Raw genomic sequence first — 15978 nt, forward strand, 5'->3', positions numbered from 1 at the left:
TTAACAACAGTACTTTTACAATTGTTACATTTGAAAGCCAATACCAGCAGCGTATTTCCGCGCGTTAAGCTGGTAATAGTATTTGCATCGACAAACCGCCAGCGGCACGGTTTGAGGCGATAACCTGCCCTTGCACTGCATTCAGTTGACGCCTCGCCAATGCCAATCCCAAACCAAAACTATCGCTGTTGGTGCCGCGCGATTGATCAACACGAAAAACTGGCTGGAAGATAGCTTCCAAATATTGCTCGGGAACGCCAGGGCCGTCGTCATCAATGGTCAATTTGTAACCCCCTTTCATATCAAGCAGCGCAATGGTGACTTGTTGATTCTTAGGCGTGTGGCGCATGGCGTTGCGCACGATGTTCTCTAAGGCTTGGCCAACTGCGCGGTGGTTGCTGTTGGCAATAATTGCGCTGTCGGGTTGGTAAATTTTTAACTGGCGATCAGGAAATTCAAAGCGCGCATCTTCAGCAACAACATCAATTAAATCGACCAAATCGAGTGTTTCATGCTGAAGCTCTGGACGTTCATTTTCGAGCCAGGCAAGCGTTAAAGTATCGTCAACAAGCTTGCGGATGTGCTGCGATTCGCGCTCGATGCGCGCAATATTTTCTTGTTTATCATCCTCAGCCAACGCTGCGACAGCTATATCTAAGCGCGTTAACGGTGTACGTAGCTCGTGCGATAAGTCGGCAATGAGTTGGCGTTGATTGGTAATTAACTCGCCAATTCGAGATGCCATTACATCGAAGGTGTTGGCTAACTCACTCAGTTCGTCCTTACGATTGCCTAGCAAATTCGCAACGCGCACATCTAAGTTACCCTGACTAAAGTGGCGCGTGGCGGATTGCAACTTGCCCAGTGGGTGCATGATGTGGCGATAAAGAATGAGCGATAAGATCGCCAGAAAAATCATTGGCACAATAATTTGCATGGCGAGTTTTACCAGTTGCCAGTGCAAGCCGGGGCGCATACGCTCGGGCAACTTAACCAACAAGCTGTGGCTGCGATCTGAAAACGGCAATTCCATCACCGGGTTGTGTTCAAAATAGAGGTGCACTTTCCAATCGACACTTCGGCCGAGGTGATAGGTATCGCTATACAAATCGCCCAACGGCTCACCGGCCAGTTGTTTGGCTGAAAAACTAGCAACCGAAACCCAAGTCTGCTCTTGCTCACCCAACGCGGTTAGCCATTGCTCTAACTCTTCGGGATCATCGGCGAGATAGAGTTGTTCTGCAGTTTCGCCCCAGGCTCTCAACTCAGCCCTGTGGCTATCGTCAAGCATGCTCATCCCTTCCTCGGTGCGGCTCGTTAGCATGCTCACTAAATAGAAAAACGCCACTACTCCAGTGGCGATAATCAGGCACAACTTCCACAACAGACGGCGTTTCATATCAAGCAATATCCTTTACCATGTGCTGTTTGCAGCCGCTCGCCGTTCCAACCTGCATCATTGAGCTTTCGCCTGAGTCGACTCAAATGCATATCTAAACTGCGATCGTGCGCGCCCAAGCTGCGATTAAGAACCTGCTGATACAAGTAGGCTTTGCTCAGTACTTCGCCACGGTGATGTGCCAGCTCGTATAGTAGCTTGAATTGAATGGGGGTAAATTCCAGCTCGAAGCCTCTGACTTCTGCTCGCTTGTTTTTCACATCAATCTGCAAACCATCAATCTCAAGGCTGTGTTCATGGCTCGGCGAGCCACTTTGACCGCTGCGTCGCAAGATGGCTTCAATACGCAACTTTAATTCAACAGGGTTAAATGGTTTGGCAATATAATCATCGGCACCTATGGTTAACCCTTGGATTCGCTCCTGCTCCGCGCCCTTTGCGGTCAGCATAACAACGGGTACATCTCCAACTCGGCGTAAGCGCTTTAGGAGGGAGTAGCCATCAACCTTTGGCAACATCACATCGAGCAAAATGAGATCGTAGTTTTTGTCTTGTATTTTTAAGTAGCCGTCTTCACCGTCGAAGCTCTGATCGCAGCAATAGCCCGAACGACTCAACATGTCAGTCAATTGATCGCTCAATGAATGGTCGTCTTCAACAATCAGAATTTGTTTATCGAGTATCATAATGCGCCTTTTTTCGCCCTCGTGTAGTTACCACTAGCGAAGTTCTATGTCGACCATATCCGCTAATTCACGCCGCATCCGTAACGCTTCCGTCAATAGCCGCCGACTTGATGCCTTCTCTGTCGCATGTTGGATAGCGAATACCACTTGGTCCAAACACTGGCGGCGCCAATGTCCGGCTAATCGCTCATCACATGCAGCATCTAGAAACACACGAGCCATTTGTAAATAAGCTTGAGAGCTCCATTTACGAGGCGATTTAATACCGCTTACTCGGGCCGCCAAATCGAAATAAATACCGAATAACGAAGGGTTGTCAGGCTGAAGGCCGTGACGAATAAAACAGCCAACTGAGTAAAAGTTAAATAAATCCATAATTCGTAATGACATAAACCGGCCAACGTTCATAAGGGCCGGTTATCTAGATGTTCTTTCAATGCAATGTGGGGTGCGCTGCAAATGCCCCTGCAGGACTAAATTTAGCGCTAGGTGCCCATTCGGTTTTGAGCAAGTCGAGGCAGTCGACTATCCAGCAAGGAACAGCTTGGAGTTCGTAAGTAAAGGCTATTGCTTCAATCCGCCGGCGTGCTTGGCTGATAACGACATAGGCCATGTCTTGGGCATCAAGCTCGGTAAAACATCGGCTTAATGCCCTCGCCGCTTGGCACAGTAACGACAACACTTCAGCAGATGGTTCAACCGAACAATCATCGAGAATTTCCGCAGTTTCAAAAATACAGCCCCAGTACGGTATTGCATCGTGCCAACGCAATTGGCGCAGCATTCGCTGCCCTTTACGTTTCGTATCGGCAACAAACTGGCGCGATTGCTCAGGGTTTTCGCTCACCCACTCGCGGTGATTGGCGCACAAGAAATGCAGTTGAAAATCTGTGGTTGGGGGAGTTTCCATCCGTGCCACCTCAGGGCTAATAGCAATGATTAACTGAGCTTCGATAATATGACCTCACCCACATAAATGCAAATGATTATCAATTGCTTTTAATTCAGATAAAACAAAGCACCATAGCCAAAGGACTCTGCTTCCCTGCAAATTCGCGCCCGACAATGCGTGACTTAACCGGAATAAACGCAGGCAATCATTTGTTATCGCAATGCTGAGGCTACCTCTCGCCGCAGCAGCAAAAACTGCAGCGCGGGCATTTCAAAAAAACATGCGATGAAAGTCGAATTACAAGCCTGAGCAGCATCGTGGTAAAACTAACACGCAGCCCCAAATTGATATGAACAACAATATGTTCGAACGCTAAAAACTGTCCAAGACCATAGCGCTATACCACTAACAAACCATCAAGTTTTTATTTCAAATTAGGCGAGTACAGAGTTTCTTCTACTGACTATAACGAGAAAGGATGCACCTTAATGTGTAAGAGAGCCGTTAAAAAACTAACAATCAATAAGCTATTTAAATTAGCTGTTGTGGTCATGTTCGGCGCAAGTCTTTCAATGAGCGCCATAGCCAAAGATGTCGTGAAAGTAGGCTTTGTCTACATAGGTCCAACCGGAGACACCGGCTGGACGTATTCCCATGACATGGGGCGCCAGTTTGTAGAACAGCGCTTGGGCGATAAAGTCAGTACCACTTACATTGAAAATGTTTCTGATGGCGCCGATGCTGAACGCGTTATTCGCCGGCTGGCAAAATCGGGCCACGACTTAATTTTCACCACGTCGTTTGGGTTTATGAACCCAACACTTAAAGTCGCCAGATCGTTTCCCAACGTTGCGTTTGAACATGCCAGTGGCTATAAGCGCACAAAAAATGTGGGCACCTACTTCGATCGCGTCTATCAGCCACGTTATTTAACAGGTGTTATTGCTGGAAAGATGACCCAATCTAATGTCATTGGGTACGTCGCTTCATTTCCCATTCCAGAAGTAATACGTGGCATTAATGCTTTTACACTTGGTCTACGCAGTGTTAATCCAGAGGCGACAGTCAAGGTTGTTTGGGTTAGCGCATGGTATGACCCCGCCAAAGAACGAGAAGCAGCAGACGCTCTGATTGGTCAAGGCGCAGACATTATTAGCCAGCATACAAATTCTCCTGGGCCGGTTCAGGCAGCTGAAGCCAAAGGTGTTTATTCATTTGGCTACAATGCAGATATGTCGTCGTTTGGCGAAAATACCCACCTAACTGCCGCCATACATAATTGGGGACCAATGTACTTGGCCAAGACCCAAGCCGTGTTAGACGGAAAGTGGAAGTCTACCGATGTGTGGGCCGGGTTGGAGGCCAACGCGACCGACTTGGCCCCTTACCATCCGGCTATCCCTAAAGATGTTATTGAGCTGGTAGAACGTAAAAAGCTAGCCATAACCCAAGGTTCATTGCACCCATTCTCCGGTCCAATCAAAGATCAAACGGGACAAGTGCGTGTGGCCGACGGTGAGACCATGAATGATCGCCAGTTGCTAGGTTTCGACTGGTATGTTGAAGGCGTTGTTGGAGAGCTTCCGAAATAGATACTCGTTCACTAGGCTTAGAATCGCCGCCGCTTTAGCAATGACGGCGACTCTAACCTTTCAGATGAAAATCATGGAATTTGCCGGGCTCTATAAACTGCGTTGCTTAAGATCGAGCGCCAGAGTTCGCAGTCGCGTCAGTACTTCAAATTCATCAACGCCTACGATTTTCCGGTCATCCATCAAGATTTTTCCATCCACAATGGTATAGCGCACGTCATCAGCACGACTGGAATAAACAAGGGCCGCTTCAGGGCTGTATACAGGGGTTGTGTGAGGGCGATTTATATCCACGATGATCATATCCGCCGCCATACCTTCTGCCAGATAACCAGTTTCAGGGCGGTGCATGGCGCGAGCAGACTTGCTTGTGGCTAACTCCAGCATTTGCTTCAACGGCAAGAGCTCAGGATCGTTGTAGTTGTTCTTGTGGATAATGGCTGCAAATTTCATTTCTTGAAACATATCCAGCGTGTTATGGCTCGCCGGGCCATCAGTTGCTAAGCCTATATTCACGCCGGCTTCGAGCATTTCTTTGATTGGCATGTTGCCAGAACAGAGCTTTGCGTTGCTAATCGGGCAATGAGCAACTTGCGATTCAGAATCGGCGAGCAGCCGAATATCTTCTGCATTCAATTTTGTGCAATGTGCCAGCGTAACATCAGGGCCGAGTATGCCCATACTTGCGAACCATTGGGCCGGAGTTGTGCCATAGCGCTCTCCCACATACTTTAGCTCTTGGACACCTTCAGCCATGTGGGTGTGGATGGTAATTTTCAATTCATTGGCGACTTGGCGGCAAAGGCGCCACATTTTTTCACCGCATGAATAAGTAGCATGGGGCGAAAGTGCAACGTGCAGGCGACCATCTTGCGTCTGGTGATGTTTTTCAACCTTATCAGCAAACTGTTCGAGGGCCTTCCAAGAATAGTCAGTGATTGGGCTATAGAGTCCCCTATCCGCAAAGCCATAACCGAGAGTTGCCCGCATTGGCAATTGTTCTAACGCTCTTATTTGTGGAGACACCGCATACGCATCGAAATGTTCATTAAACGATGTGGTGCCTGCACGTATCATCTCGATCAAGCCTGCCAAACTTGCCCAGTAGAGAATTTCGGGATCGAAATTTCGTTTGAGCTTCCACATATGTTGCAGCCATTCGAATAGCTTGGCGTCTTCGTTCAATCCCCGCAGAAGCACGTTTGAGGCAATATGGGTATGACAGTTAACAAAGCCCGGCATGACAACACTTTTGTTCGCATTGATCACACGCTTGGCTCGCCATGAATCGATGTGCGCCGCTTCGCCCAGCATTAGGATTTTGCTCCCCTTGATCAGAATGACGCCGTTATTTATTGGCGGCTGGCCGTTCATGGGCAATATGTAGGCATTTTCAATGGCGATATCTGCCTGATAGTTAGTCAAAGTCATCAATAAAGCCTCTTTGCAGTCAGTTATTGAGGAGTATGCAGGCGCTTAGCGCTGTCGATTCCTGCAAACAAAATGCAATTATCTGCGTTTATTCCGATTGATAAGCGATAGGATGTAATGACTGAACCGATAGGTATCGATTTCAAAGTAAGTCGGTTTTGTCAAATGAAGTACAGCGCTTTGAATAACGCATTCGGTTTGCGAATTCGCTGATGAAGAGATCACCCAGCAACAAGGCGAACATAGGCTAAAAACAAGTCGGCACTACGTTGGCTGATAAAGGCAGAATTATACTAAATCACCATGTTTTTCCTCAGGAGGCGCCATGGCATTAACGATAGAACAACTGTTGACGATTAAGGCCGCCGCAGATTGCGGATCCTTTTCTGCTGCAGCGCGTAAATTGGGCAAGGCGCAATCAACGGTGTCAGCAACGATTAACAACCTTGAACAAGAAACGGGGGTTGTTCTGTTCGATCGCTCTGGCCGATACCCAACATTAACCGAGGCAGGCCAAGGTATTGTTGAACATATTGCCACCTTGTTGGCGCAAGTTGATAATCTTGAGGGTAAATTCAATGCGAGCGCCGTGGGCATCGAGTCCGAATTGACACTCGTTGTGGACGCAGCCATTCCCTATGATTTCCTCGCCCCTACCCTGAATAAATTTTACCAAGAATTTCCTTACGTCACATTGCATGTAGAGCACCCAAACCTCGACGCAACGCTCAATGGGCTTGTTTCTGAACACTATGTTCTAGCGCTGATGTTGACCCAGCCCAATTACCCAGATGAACTAAAGTTTCACCGGCTGGGTAATTTGAAGATGGCAGAAGTGGCTCAAGCCGAACATCCCCTATGTCAAATTCAACCCGTTACGTTTGCTGATTTAAGTAGTTATCGGCAAATCATATTTAGTCCCCATGGCCGAAACTTGGTTACCGCTGAATATCTTCGCTCATCCATGCGTTTATACATTGATAACTATGCAACGCTCATACAAATGACGCTAGACGGATTAGGCTGGTCAGTCGTACCAGAAAGTATGGTAGCGCCATTACTGGAAAAAGGTGAATTAGTGGAGTTGTTGCTGGAGTCCTACCCACATACCAAATGGGAAGTGGGTATTGATTTGGTATGGAGCCGCCGTGCGCATCTTGGGTTGGCTGCTCAGTGGTTACAACGGGATTTATCTTCTCGCTCAGCAAACACATCAAAAACAATGGTTAGCGGCCATAAAGCGCTTCGGTAAATCACGGCATATGACAGAAAGTAGCGCCAACAGTTTGCCGTAACGGTCTAGGAAAAACATATTGGAAAAGTAATTGAGCACAGGATAAAAACGAAGAATCAACAACCAAGCGCTATGCGTAAGCCTGCACGATTCTGCGTGCCCCCTCCCCCTACGCTAACCATTAGCGACACTACGAGCAGCGCTCTGCATTGCTAATCGTTCGCTTATTTTCACCAAATCGCTGTTGTTAATAGATATTCTCAGCTCTGCCTATCATGCTGACAACATACAAAGATTGTTCCATTCAAAAGTGCCCAGCGTACCGACATGTGGGCAAATGTAATTGTCACAACTTGATCCTGATCACGAATAATAATAATTATCATTTGTAATAACTTTGTGATCGAGATATTGTTTTTGCTCCCCCTACAAATCTAAAACCTACAAAAAACATAAGCCCCTAACCGCGGCATTGACTGTGATTTTTTCGAGTTTTTTTATAAATTTAGATGGATAAATGCGCACATGAACACACTCAAATTTCCCAAAAGTAAGCTTGCCTTAGCATGTCTTACTGCTTTAGTCGGTGTTAGCCCCAACGCTCTGGCTGATGATGAGGCCTCTCCTGAAACAGTGACCATTGTGGGTCACAAGTTAACCGAGCTTGGCGAGCAAAATAACGCTGGTGCCTTGGGGATGACAACCGTATTGGAAACACCGTTTTCAGTAGATGTTATCTCTCTCCAAGATATGGAGTTACGTCAGGTAAATACCTTGGACAGCCTGTTCAGCCGTGAAGCTTCGGTATCGACCGACGCCAGTGCTTACAGTACCTTCGGATCGAGTATTCGCGTTCGTGGTCTCGCATTAGACTATACAAACAGCTTTAAAATTAACGGCTTATCGTTTGCCAACTTTGGTGGCGAGCTTCCATATGAAGCATTTGAGCAGGTTACCCTATTAAAAGGTGCAACCGGCTATATGTATGGTATGGCCGCGCCGGGTGGTGTGGTCAACTATGTCACCAAAAAACCAGTTGAATCCATGGTGAGTGCCAATGCCGGTGTACGTAGTGACAGCATCCTCCATGCGCATGTTGATGCCAGTGCTCGATTTGGTAGTGAAGATGAATTCGGCGCGCGCGTTAACGTCGTCAAGGAGAAAGGTGATACCTACCTAGATGGCGGTAACATCGATCGTGAAACCGTTACATTAGCAGTAGATGGCCAGCTTACGGACTCCTTGTACTGGACCATGGACTTCATCTACAACGATCGCTTGACAGAAAATTCATGGACCGTCATGAACAACTCCATGTCAGCCGATGATAGTTTGCCAAAAACCGTCAGCGGTGATCGTAACATTGGTACAGACGGTACGTTTGATAACTACAAAACAACCGTGTTGTTGACGGCTTTAAACTGGGACATCAGTGATAACTGGAGCCTAAAAGTTGAATACGACTACTCGAAAAATGAAACCGAATGGGTCAAGTCGTTAGCTTATTTGCTCAACAGTGACGGTGATGTATCAATCAGCATGTATGAGCAGTACTTCGACATCGACTTCGACCAAGTTCAAGGTATTGTGAATGGTCATTTTGATACGGGCTCTATTAACCACAAAGTGACCTTGGGCGGTTCTTGGCAGCGCAGCAAAACCTACCGAAATGACGGCGGAGAATATGGCCGTAAGGTGACCTGGGGTTATGGCGTTGACAACTTGTTCGAGCCAGTTGATTTGCCACGCTATGAAGCAACCCTACAAAAAGATTTGGCATTAGCTTGGGAAGACGAGCAAACCTCTTTGTTTGCCAATGATCTGATTAGCTTTAACGATCAATGGCAAGCATTAGTTGGTGTACGCCACACCGATGTTGAGCACTCTCCGGGGGAGTACTTTGAGTCATACCATGATCATACGGATGATTCTGCAACTACGCCTGTCGCAGCCTTGATGTATCGCCCTAACAACGAAACCAACATCTACGTCAGCTATGTTGAAGCTTTTGAGGCCGAAAGCACTTTCGTTGACGAACGTTATGAAAATGAAGGTGATTTGCTGCCACCGCTTGAGAGTAAGCAATACGAGGCCGGGATTAAGACCTCGCAACAAGATTGGACAATCACCGCCGCTATTTTCCGCATTGAACGCGGAGCAGAGATGGTCGATGGCGATAATCGCTTGGTGCAAGATGGCGAGACCATCTATCAAGGTATTGAGTTTAGTGGTGCTCTAAGCGTCACTGAAAACTTCTCGCTGTACGGCGATGTCATGCTCCTCGATAGCGAATACGACAAAACCGACGGTGACTACGAAGGTAATGACGTAGCAGGAGCGCCTAAGCGCCAAATGACGTTGCAAACCAACTATGACGTTTCTGCGTTGCCTGGCCTAAGTCTTAATTTAGGTGGTAAATACTACGGAGAGACCGCTTCTGATTCGGCCAATAACTGGGACTTGCCGAGCTACACCTTGGTGTACGGCGGTGCCAGTTACCAAATGCCTGTCGGCGACAACCATCTGACCATCATAGGCACTGTCGATAACCTATTCGACAAAGAGTTCTGGACCGTTGGCGATAACTATGGCGCCATTCGTATCGGCGAGCCTCGTACCTTTGCGGTAAGGGCTAAGTTGGACTTCTAATCGCGATTTGGCTGATCAACGGCGCTGCTGTTGATCAGCTTTTTTGTCTTTGTCATATCTGCCAATGACCTGTTGATTAGCTGATTCATCACCGGCGAGCACATTTGGGTAGGCTTACTGCCGGATCAGAAACTCAGGTTAAGCAATGATATGGATTGCTCCTAGCGACCGTAGCACTTGCATCGGAACTGCAACGTTCATTTCTATAAGCGTGCAGCAATACCGCTAGGGCCAGTACTTTACGGCATATTTTGAGGAGATATTCCAAATGCTGCTGAACTACGTGCTTGCTGCGTTCATGCTTTGTTGCGTGCTGCTGTTATATGTAACCAATCGCCACCAAATTTTGCTGGCAAACCCCATCTCAAAACGTTTTCGCCCACTCGCATACGCAGGGTTAGCCCTCTCACTGATCTGCTGGTTGTTGTTGCTATCGTTTGCTAGCGCACTGTTGATGTGGTTCATGGTGTTAATGATTGGGCTGATGCTAATGCCGATGGTTAGTTTGAAGCAGGAGCGGTAGCAAATGGCTGTGGCTGAAAAGAAAAAAATCCAACCGCAATGGTGGCGAAAATCTCTCATTGCAACCTTCGGTGGGCTGTTGTTGAGCTATGGCCTTGTTGGGATCTTTGCTTGGTTTGGTCCGGGCGGGATCGATGCCAATGCAAAAGTGCAATTCAACATGTGGATGATAACGCCCATCTGGCTAACCATTTTGTCATTTAGCTTCATGTTCAGCACTTGGCGATCTGCGCTGGTTTATTTGGGAGGAGCCAACCTAATCGTGTTTAGTAGCTTTATAGGATTGAAGTGGTTGTTATGAGAGTACGCAGTGATATTTTAAGGACTTACCAAAACATTCATACTTGGACCGGTATTCTATCGGGCTTGCTACTCTTTATCGGTTTTTATGCAGGCTCGTTGACAATGTTTCAACAGCAAATTGATCAATGGGCAACCCCTCCAGCGCAACACCTGCCAATGGTTGAACATGATCAAATGCAGCTATTGGTCGACAAAGTGTTGGCAGAGCATCCAAATGCTGCCAATGCAATGACCCTGCACCTTGATGGCAGTAAATCGCCGATTACTTGGTACGAGCAGGGAGAGCCGCGAGAGTTAAGCCTAAACGATGTTCTTTGGCATGCGACCTTGGATGACTCGAATCAACTAGTTGCCGAGCAAATTCCTGCCAATGCACTCTCAGCGATGATCGATTACTTGCATCGCAGTGCCGGTATTTTAGGTGAATTAGGGCACGACCACGTAGGAGTTTACCTTCTTGGTATCGCCTCTGTGCTGTATTTTATCGCGCTGATATCTGGTGTTATTTTCTTATTGCCGACCTTAGTGAAAAGCTTTTTTGCGCTGCGCACAAAAAAGGGAGCCAACCGCTTCTGGCTTGATAGCCATAACTTAGTGGGAATTGGTAGCCTGCCATTTCATTTGATGATTGCATTTACTGTTGTGGTATTTGCCTTTCATGACTTTTTTTATGGTGGGCTTAAGGTGTTGATATATGGTGATCAGCCAATGTTTCCGCGCCTCGCACCAAGTGAAATTGCATACCAACTGGACGATATGCCATCGATTGAAACGATCCTTGATGAAGCTCTATCTTATGACGCGAGCTATCAACCGGTACAAATCGATTTGCAGGGGCTGAACGGGCAACGGCCGCTAGTAGGCGTTCAAATGGCGAGTGAAACCGCCATGATGCGCGGTCCGATTACCGATTACATCATGCTCAACCCATACACCTTTGATATCTATGGCAGTAGCTTTAGAACCAATGAAGACGGCTTGTGGGAACGTATGGTAGCAACGTTTTTTGCCATGCATTTTGGTTCCTTCGGTGGTGATTTGGGTCGTTGGCTTTACTTCTTTATGGGGTTGGCTGGCGCATTTTTGTTTTATTCCGGTAACTTACTATGGCTAGAAAAACGCCGTAATAAGACACAACAGCAACAGTCTAGCGCCGTTACCATTATGGCGAAACTAACCGTTGGCGTAAGCTTAGGCAGTATTGCAGGTGTTGTACTGTGTTTGGCGGCAACCAAGTGGTTGGTGCCATTATCTCTCAATATTAACCATGCCTATATGTGGCTCTATTACACAAGCTTTTTGGTTGGCATAGCGTTCGCTTTTGGTTTCCGCCCTATTGTGGCGGCAGTGCACCTACAACGCATTATTGCCGTCCTTTGCTTAGCGATTCCATTGACTTCGTTGGTTGGCTGGGTGATGCCGCAGCTAGGGCCTTGGCCATCAATCGATGCTGCTAGCCTTGGTGTTGATTTTACGTCGTTGATCTTTGCCGCGCTGTTCTGGTGGGGGGCGACTAAAACCCAAGCTCGAGGAAATAATGGTGAGCCCAATAGTATTTGGGCTAGATGATTTGATCGGCAGGTAGCACTACCGCTATCAATTTTTTCAATCAGGTAGGATAACGGGGCGACTTAATCTAATCAGTCGCCCCTAATAAATCGGTTGTATTAACTCCCCAAAAACCCTGCACTTCACGCTTTCATCTCGATCAAGCAGAGGCTGTATTGAGCCTAAGCCTCAAGTTCGTTTGGGTCGCTCATATCTGGACAAAAATGCGTTAGATGTCTGACTATAATTGGGTGACACAAAATCAGTGTGCCACCACGCAAATCTAAGCTGCCCTTCAGTTTGAGCCGAAACAGACTATATTTAATTTCCTAATCATTGATAGGTTATGTTATAAACACCATTCGCTATTAATGATTCGATATAACTTAACATTTCATCATTAAATGGGTTATCAGCTATTATCAGAGTAGCATTTGTATCTACTAAAGGGCTAAAATCAACATAATTTAAATCATTAAAGACTGAGACCAAACCCACTATATTGGGTGCATTTTCTAGGTTAAGATTGCTCAACCTTGAATTGTAGTTTAAATCTAAATACCTTAAATTCAGCGCATCGATTGAGAACTCATCAATTAATGTATTTTCAACTGTAGCTTTAGTTAAGTTGTTCATCGTTCCCGTTAGAATCGTATCTATTGCTGGGGAACCTTTAATTGTAATCTCCTCCAGCTGAGTGTTGGATGTTAAGTCAATACTTTCTAAAGAAGTAGCGCTAACCAAACTGATCGTTTTTAGTTGATGGTTTTCAGTTAGATTAATCTCTGAGATAGCTACATCCGTAATAGTTAAGAACTCTAAATTAGGAGCGTACACTAAGTCTATATTGATTGGATCTTCATCTGGACCATTAGTAAATAAATATATTGTTTTTAAATTTGGGAGGAGAGCTAAATCGCTCCAGTCATTAACACCTGAAACATCCGTGCATGGTAATGATGTGACATCGGAAACATATTCTTTGTCTATACAATTTTGAATTTTCGATTCATTAAAATTCAAATCGGAAACTTTTAATGGTGAATCATCACCTGAGCCGCCACAACCTACAATTAGCAATATTAAGCCAGTTAATATTACTCCATTAAATTTATTCACAAATAGTCCCTGTTGTGCTTAATGATCAATCAGTAGTCAAACTCTAACACATAACCTTTGCATATCATAAAGATACATTGATTCAGACCAATTCTTTACCGAAACACCAAGCCTCAGGAGGGAGCCGAGCTTAGTTGACCTTCTGACGAGCTGACATACCTAGGGACCTTTCCCCGAAACTAACACCACAACTTTGACGGGATACAGCAGGTTTCACTGTTAATAGTCCTTGGCTTATAACTCACTTTGGGGCAACAATGTGTTTGTTGTGCTTAGTGCGCATACAACACCATCATAAACAAAATCAGAGAAATTACCGATCCCCAAAAGTATGTTCTAGCCTTCAAATACCCATCAGGATTTTTTTTGGCGTTTACAATATCAACGATGACTTTTACCGCTAATTTAGGCTCTGAAACAGGAATCCTCTTCTCAACCAGTATCAGCACAAAGTTCAAGGTAAAGAACATGTAAACCAATAAGCCCCCAAGTACCAGTAGCAGTTCAGCTTCCTTCATTATTACTCCCCAAATTCACTTTTGTCGGCTCAACTAGTTAATACTGGATTGACTAGCGTTCCAAGTCCAACGTCTACTACTACAAGATCTTGATCAACTGACTGGAGTTGATAACAAAAAATGGGGCACTTCCGTGCCAGCCAACCTAGCAAGTTGATGGACAATTCCGATTTAAGTATCAGTGGCTAACGCCACGTTAAGCGGTAGATAAATAGCAGACTAAAGTTATGAGCACAGCCAGCTGCTTTGTGTCCGTTTAATTTAACGCCTTGTTATGCCTCTATTACCAATACTCTTTAACTAATACAATTTTGCCTTCGCTAAACTCTATTAAACGCATTAGTGGTTTAGGATCTACTTCCGTTTTACCATTTATTGTTGTGGTTGATACATAAGCAATGGTCACTGCGTTGACACCAGCTATACGGTTAGTCACGTTGGTTGCTAAAGATTCAGCCGCTCCCATGTAGCGAATTAAACCATCAATGAATTCAGCCTTTGACAAATCAGCATTATAATTTGGATGTTGATAACGCATTTGAGTTGAAAGCAAATCAGCTACGGCATTTATATCGTTTTGAGTTGCACCTTTTACTTTGGTGGCATCACTCAACTTAATAAATTGATCAACAAGGTCAATTTCTGATGCTATTGAAAGCGAAGGAACTAAAAACAATAAAAATAGAAATTTATGCATGATTTTCCTTACAGCTATAGCCCCTACTAAGCGGCGAACTTTTCTGACGAAACTTGATGAGGAACGAACCTCAGCTAGCTAGAATTTGTTCCAGCCCGCTTTTCAGGGCGAACCGTAAACCTTCCGTGGGTTCGTTGGCCCCAGCGCGTTTCGCTTCCTATACACCCTCTCTTTTTGACGCGACAACATTAGGCGTTGAAATCGTTGGATGCTGTCTTTTTCTCTCACGGTTGCCGTTTACAACTGCGCCAACTCTTTGGGCAATTCGGTCTCTGGGAACTGCTTCATCAGCAGCTTTTTTTCTGATTTTGCCTGCTCGATAAAACCCTGATCGAGATAGGCGTTGATCAAAGCCATCGAATACTTGGGGTGGGAAAACTGTTTGCCGATCCGAGCCATGATCTCAAGCTCTACAAGCTTTTGTTCGGGCATATCTGCAAGTTGGTAGGCATAAAAGCCATACAACGCCATATAGTTTAGGTTGTAGCTTTCCTTTGCACTGGCCAAAGCAATATCGATGATAAAGGCGCCTTCGGTTCTTGCCCGTGAGATCAATTGAAACGTGGCTTCATCCCTGTACAGGGTTCTAGCCTTAGGCGTCAGTCCCAGCTTTACCACCAAGGCATCTGCCGCTTTGGCCACAGACATCGGATTTTGAGCAGTGATTAGCAGACCGTCTTCGGCCACAAATGGCAGCATCGGAGCATTTGACTGGAAGATTGCGCCGCGTGTTACCAACTCGGTTTGCAGCATAAATGGAAATTTATCCAGCAACTCGGCACTGAAGGCGTGTTCTTCTTTCAGGGTGAAACTGTTTACCCGTTTGCCCTTAATAAAATACTCGCCACTTGTTTGTTTGATGTTTAACAAAGCCGCTGGGCCATGACATACCGCAGCAATCGGTTTGTTTTGATGGACAAATTGCGTCAACAAGGCCTGGGTATTTTTGTCGAACGGCAGGTCGAACATGGCGCCATCACCACCGATCACCATCAGCCCATCGTATTCTTGGCTAAGCGCCTGTTTGGCCGACAAGGTGTCAGCTAGTTGGCTTAGAGCTGGCGTTTGTTGTTTGAATTGCTGAATGTACTCGAGGTCGTCTTTCTTCTTGTGAACAGGGACTGCGCCGCCTTTCGGGCTGACGATATCCAGCGAGATCCCATTGTTTACCAGTACAAGATAGGTTTGGGCCAGTTCTTCCAGATCGTAACTGATGCTGCCATCGCCTTCGTTGCCGTATCCAGAAATCAGAAGTGCAACGCGAGTGTCAGAAACGGCAGCAAATGAAACGCTGATCAGAAACAGTATCAGCAGGGTGTGGAAAATGTTTTTCATGGTGTGCTCCTCAAATGTTGGGAGCACTTTAGCCAAGCCTTTGTCGTGATTTT

Annotated in this window: 15 protein-coding genes; 6 read left to right on the plus strand and 9 right to left on the minus strand. The window is 46.0% G+C overall.

The window, feature by feature from the left end; all coding sequences use genetic code 11:
• Nucleotides 1–64: 64 nt before the first annotated feature.
• From K0504_RS06175 to K0504_RS06190, 4 genes are read right to left on the minus strand one after another with little or no spacing between them, the layout of a single operon-like run.
• Entirely contained in the window at nt 65–1399 is a 1335-nt protein-coding gene (locus K0504_RS06175; protein ID WP_220103306.1) for a histidine kinase sensor domain-containing protein, read from the minus strand.
• Nucleotides 1396–2085 (minus strand): response regulator transcription factor, encoded by a 690-nt coding sequence (locus K0504_RS06180; protein ID WP_220103307.1) that lies wholly within the window; start codon nt 2083–2085, stop codon nt 1396–1398. The genes K0504_RS06175 and K0504_RS06180 overlap by 4 nt, the downstream gene beginning before the upstream one ends.
• 33 nt (nt 2086–2118) lie before the next feature.
• Nucleotides 2119–2475: a hypothetical protein gene (locus K0504_RS06185; protein WP_220103308.1), complete on the minus strand. Its 357-nt coding sequence runs from the start codon at nt 2473–2475 to the stop codon at nt 2119–2121.
• Between the two features lie 43 nt (nt 2476–2518).
• Nucleotides 2519–2995 (minus strand): hypothetical protein, encoded by a 477-nt coding sequence (locus K0504_RS06190; RefSeq protein WP_220103309.1) that lies wholly within the window; start codon nt 2993–2995, stop codon nt 2519–2521.
• A 470-nt stretch (nt 2996–3465) separates the two neighbouring features.
• Between K0504_RS06190 and K0504_RS06195 the strand changes: the two genes are divergently transcribed.
• Nucleotides 3466–4569 (plus strand): BMP family ABC transporter substrate-binding protein, encoded by a 1104-nt coding sequence (locus tag K0504_RS06195; protein WP_225918003.1) that lies wholly within the window; start codon nt 3466–3468, stop codon nt 4567–4569.
• A gap of 90 nt (nt 4570–4659) precedes the next feature.
• Here the strand turns inward: K0504_RS06195 and K0504_RS06200 are convergent, their stop codons facing one another.
• The gene (locus tag K0504_RS06200; protein ID WP_220103310.1) at nt 4660–6000 is read right to left on the minus strand and encodes an amidohydrolase; all 1341 of its coding nucleotides are present in this window, start codon (nt 5998–6000) and stop codon (nt 4660–4662) included.
• Nucleotides 6001–6325: 325 nt separating this feature from the next.
• Between K0504_RS06200 and K0504_RS06205 the strand changes: the two genes are divergently transcribed.
• The 5 genes from K0504_RS06205 (at nt 6326) to K0504_RS06225 (ending at nt 12277) form a co-directional block, all read left to right on the plus strand.
• Complete coding sequence (locus K0504_RS06205) at nt 6326–7252, plus strand: LysR family transcriptional regulator (protein WP_220103311.1); 927 nt, start codon at nt 6326–6328, stop codon at nt 7250–7252.
• 507 nt (nt 7253–7759) lie between these two features.
• Nucleotides 7760–9883: a TonB-dependent siderophore receptor gene (locus K0504_RS06210; protein ID WP_220103312.1), complete on the plus strand. Its 2124-nt coding sequence runs from the start codon at nt 7760–7762 to the stop codon at nt 9881–9883.
• Between the two features lie 268 nt (nt 9884–10151).
• The gene (locus tag K0504_RS06215; protein ID WP_220103313.1) at nt 10152–10406 is read left to right on the plus strand and encodes a hypothetical protein; all 255 of its coding nucleotides are present in this window, start codon (nt 10152–10154) and stop codon (nt 10404–10406) included.
• A gap of 3 nt (nt 10407–10409) precedes the next feature.
• The gene (locus tag K0504_RS06220; protein ID WP_220103314.1) at nt 10410–10706 is read left to right on the plus strand and encodes a hypothetical protein; all 297 of its coding nucleotides are present in this window, start codon (nt 10410–10412) and stop codon (nt 10704–10706) included.
• The gene (locus K0504_RS06225) at nt 10703–12277 is read left to right on the plus strand and encodes a PepSY-associated TM helix domain-containing protein (RefSeq protein ID WP_220103315.1); all 1575 of its coding nucleotides are present in this window, start codon (nt 10703–10705) and stop codon (nt 12275–12277) included. Before K0504_RS06220 ends, K0504_RS06225 begins: the two co-directional genes overlap by 4 nt.
• Nucleotides 12278–12589: 312 nt before the next feature.
• Here K0504_RS06225 and K0504_RS06230 read toward each other — a convergent pair whose 3' ends face one another.
• From K0504_RS06230 to K0504_RS06245, 4 genes are all read right to left on the minus strand, one after another.
• Nucleotides 12590–13375 (minus strand): hypothetical protein, encoded by a 786-nt coding sequence (locus K0504_RS06230; protein ID WP_220103316.1) that lies wholly within the window; start codon nt 13373–13375, stop codon nt 12590–12592.
• A 272-nt stretch (nt 13376–13647) separates the two neighbouring features.
• Nucleotides 13648–13893, minus strand: a complete 246-nt coding sequence (locus K0504_RS06235) for a hypothetical protein (RefSeq protein ID WP_220103317.1) — start codon at nt 13891–13893, stop codon at nt 13648–13650.
• 283 nt (nt 13894–14176) lie between these two features.
• A complete protein-coding gene (locus tag K0504_RS06240; protein WP_220103318.1) occupies nt 14177–14590 on the minus strand; it encodes a hypothetical protein in 414 nt (137 codons plus the stop codon).
• Between the two features lie 237 nt (nt 14591–14827).
• Nucleotides 14828–15925, minus strand: a complete 1098-nt coding sequence (locus tag K0504_RS06245; protein ID WP_220103319.1) for a type 1 glutamine amidotransferase domain-containing protein — start codon at nt 15923–15925, stop codon at nt 14828–14830.
• Nucleotides 15926–15978 lie beyond the last annotated feature (53 nt).

The organism is Neiella holothuriorum, from assembly GCF_019457915.1.
In the GTDB taxonomy this organism is placed as follows: Bacteria; Pseudomonadota; Gammaproteobacteria; order Enterobacterales; family Neiellaceae; genus Neiella; species Neiella holothuriorum.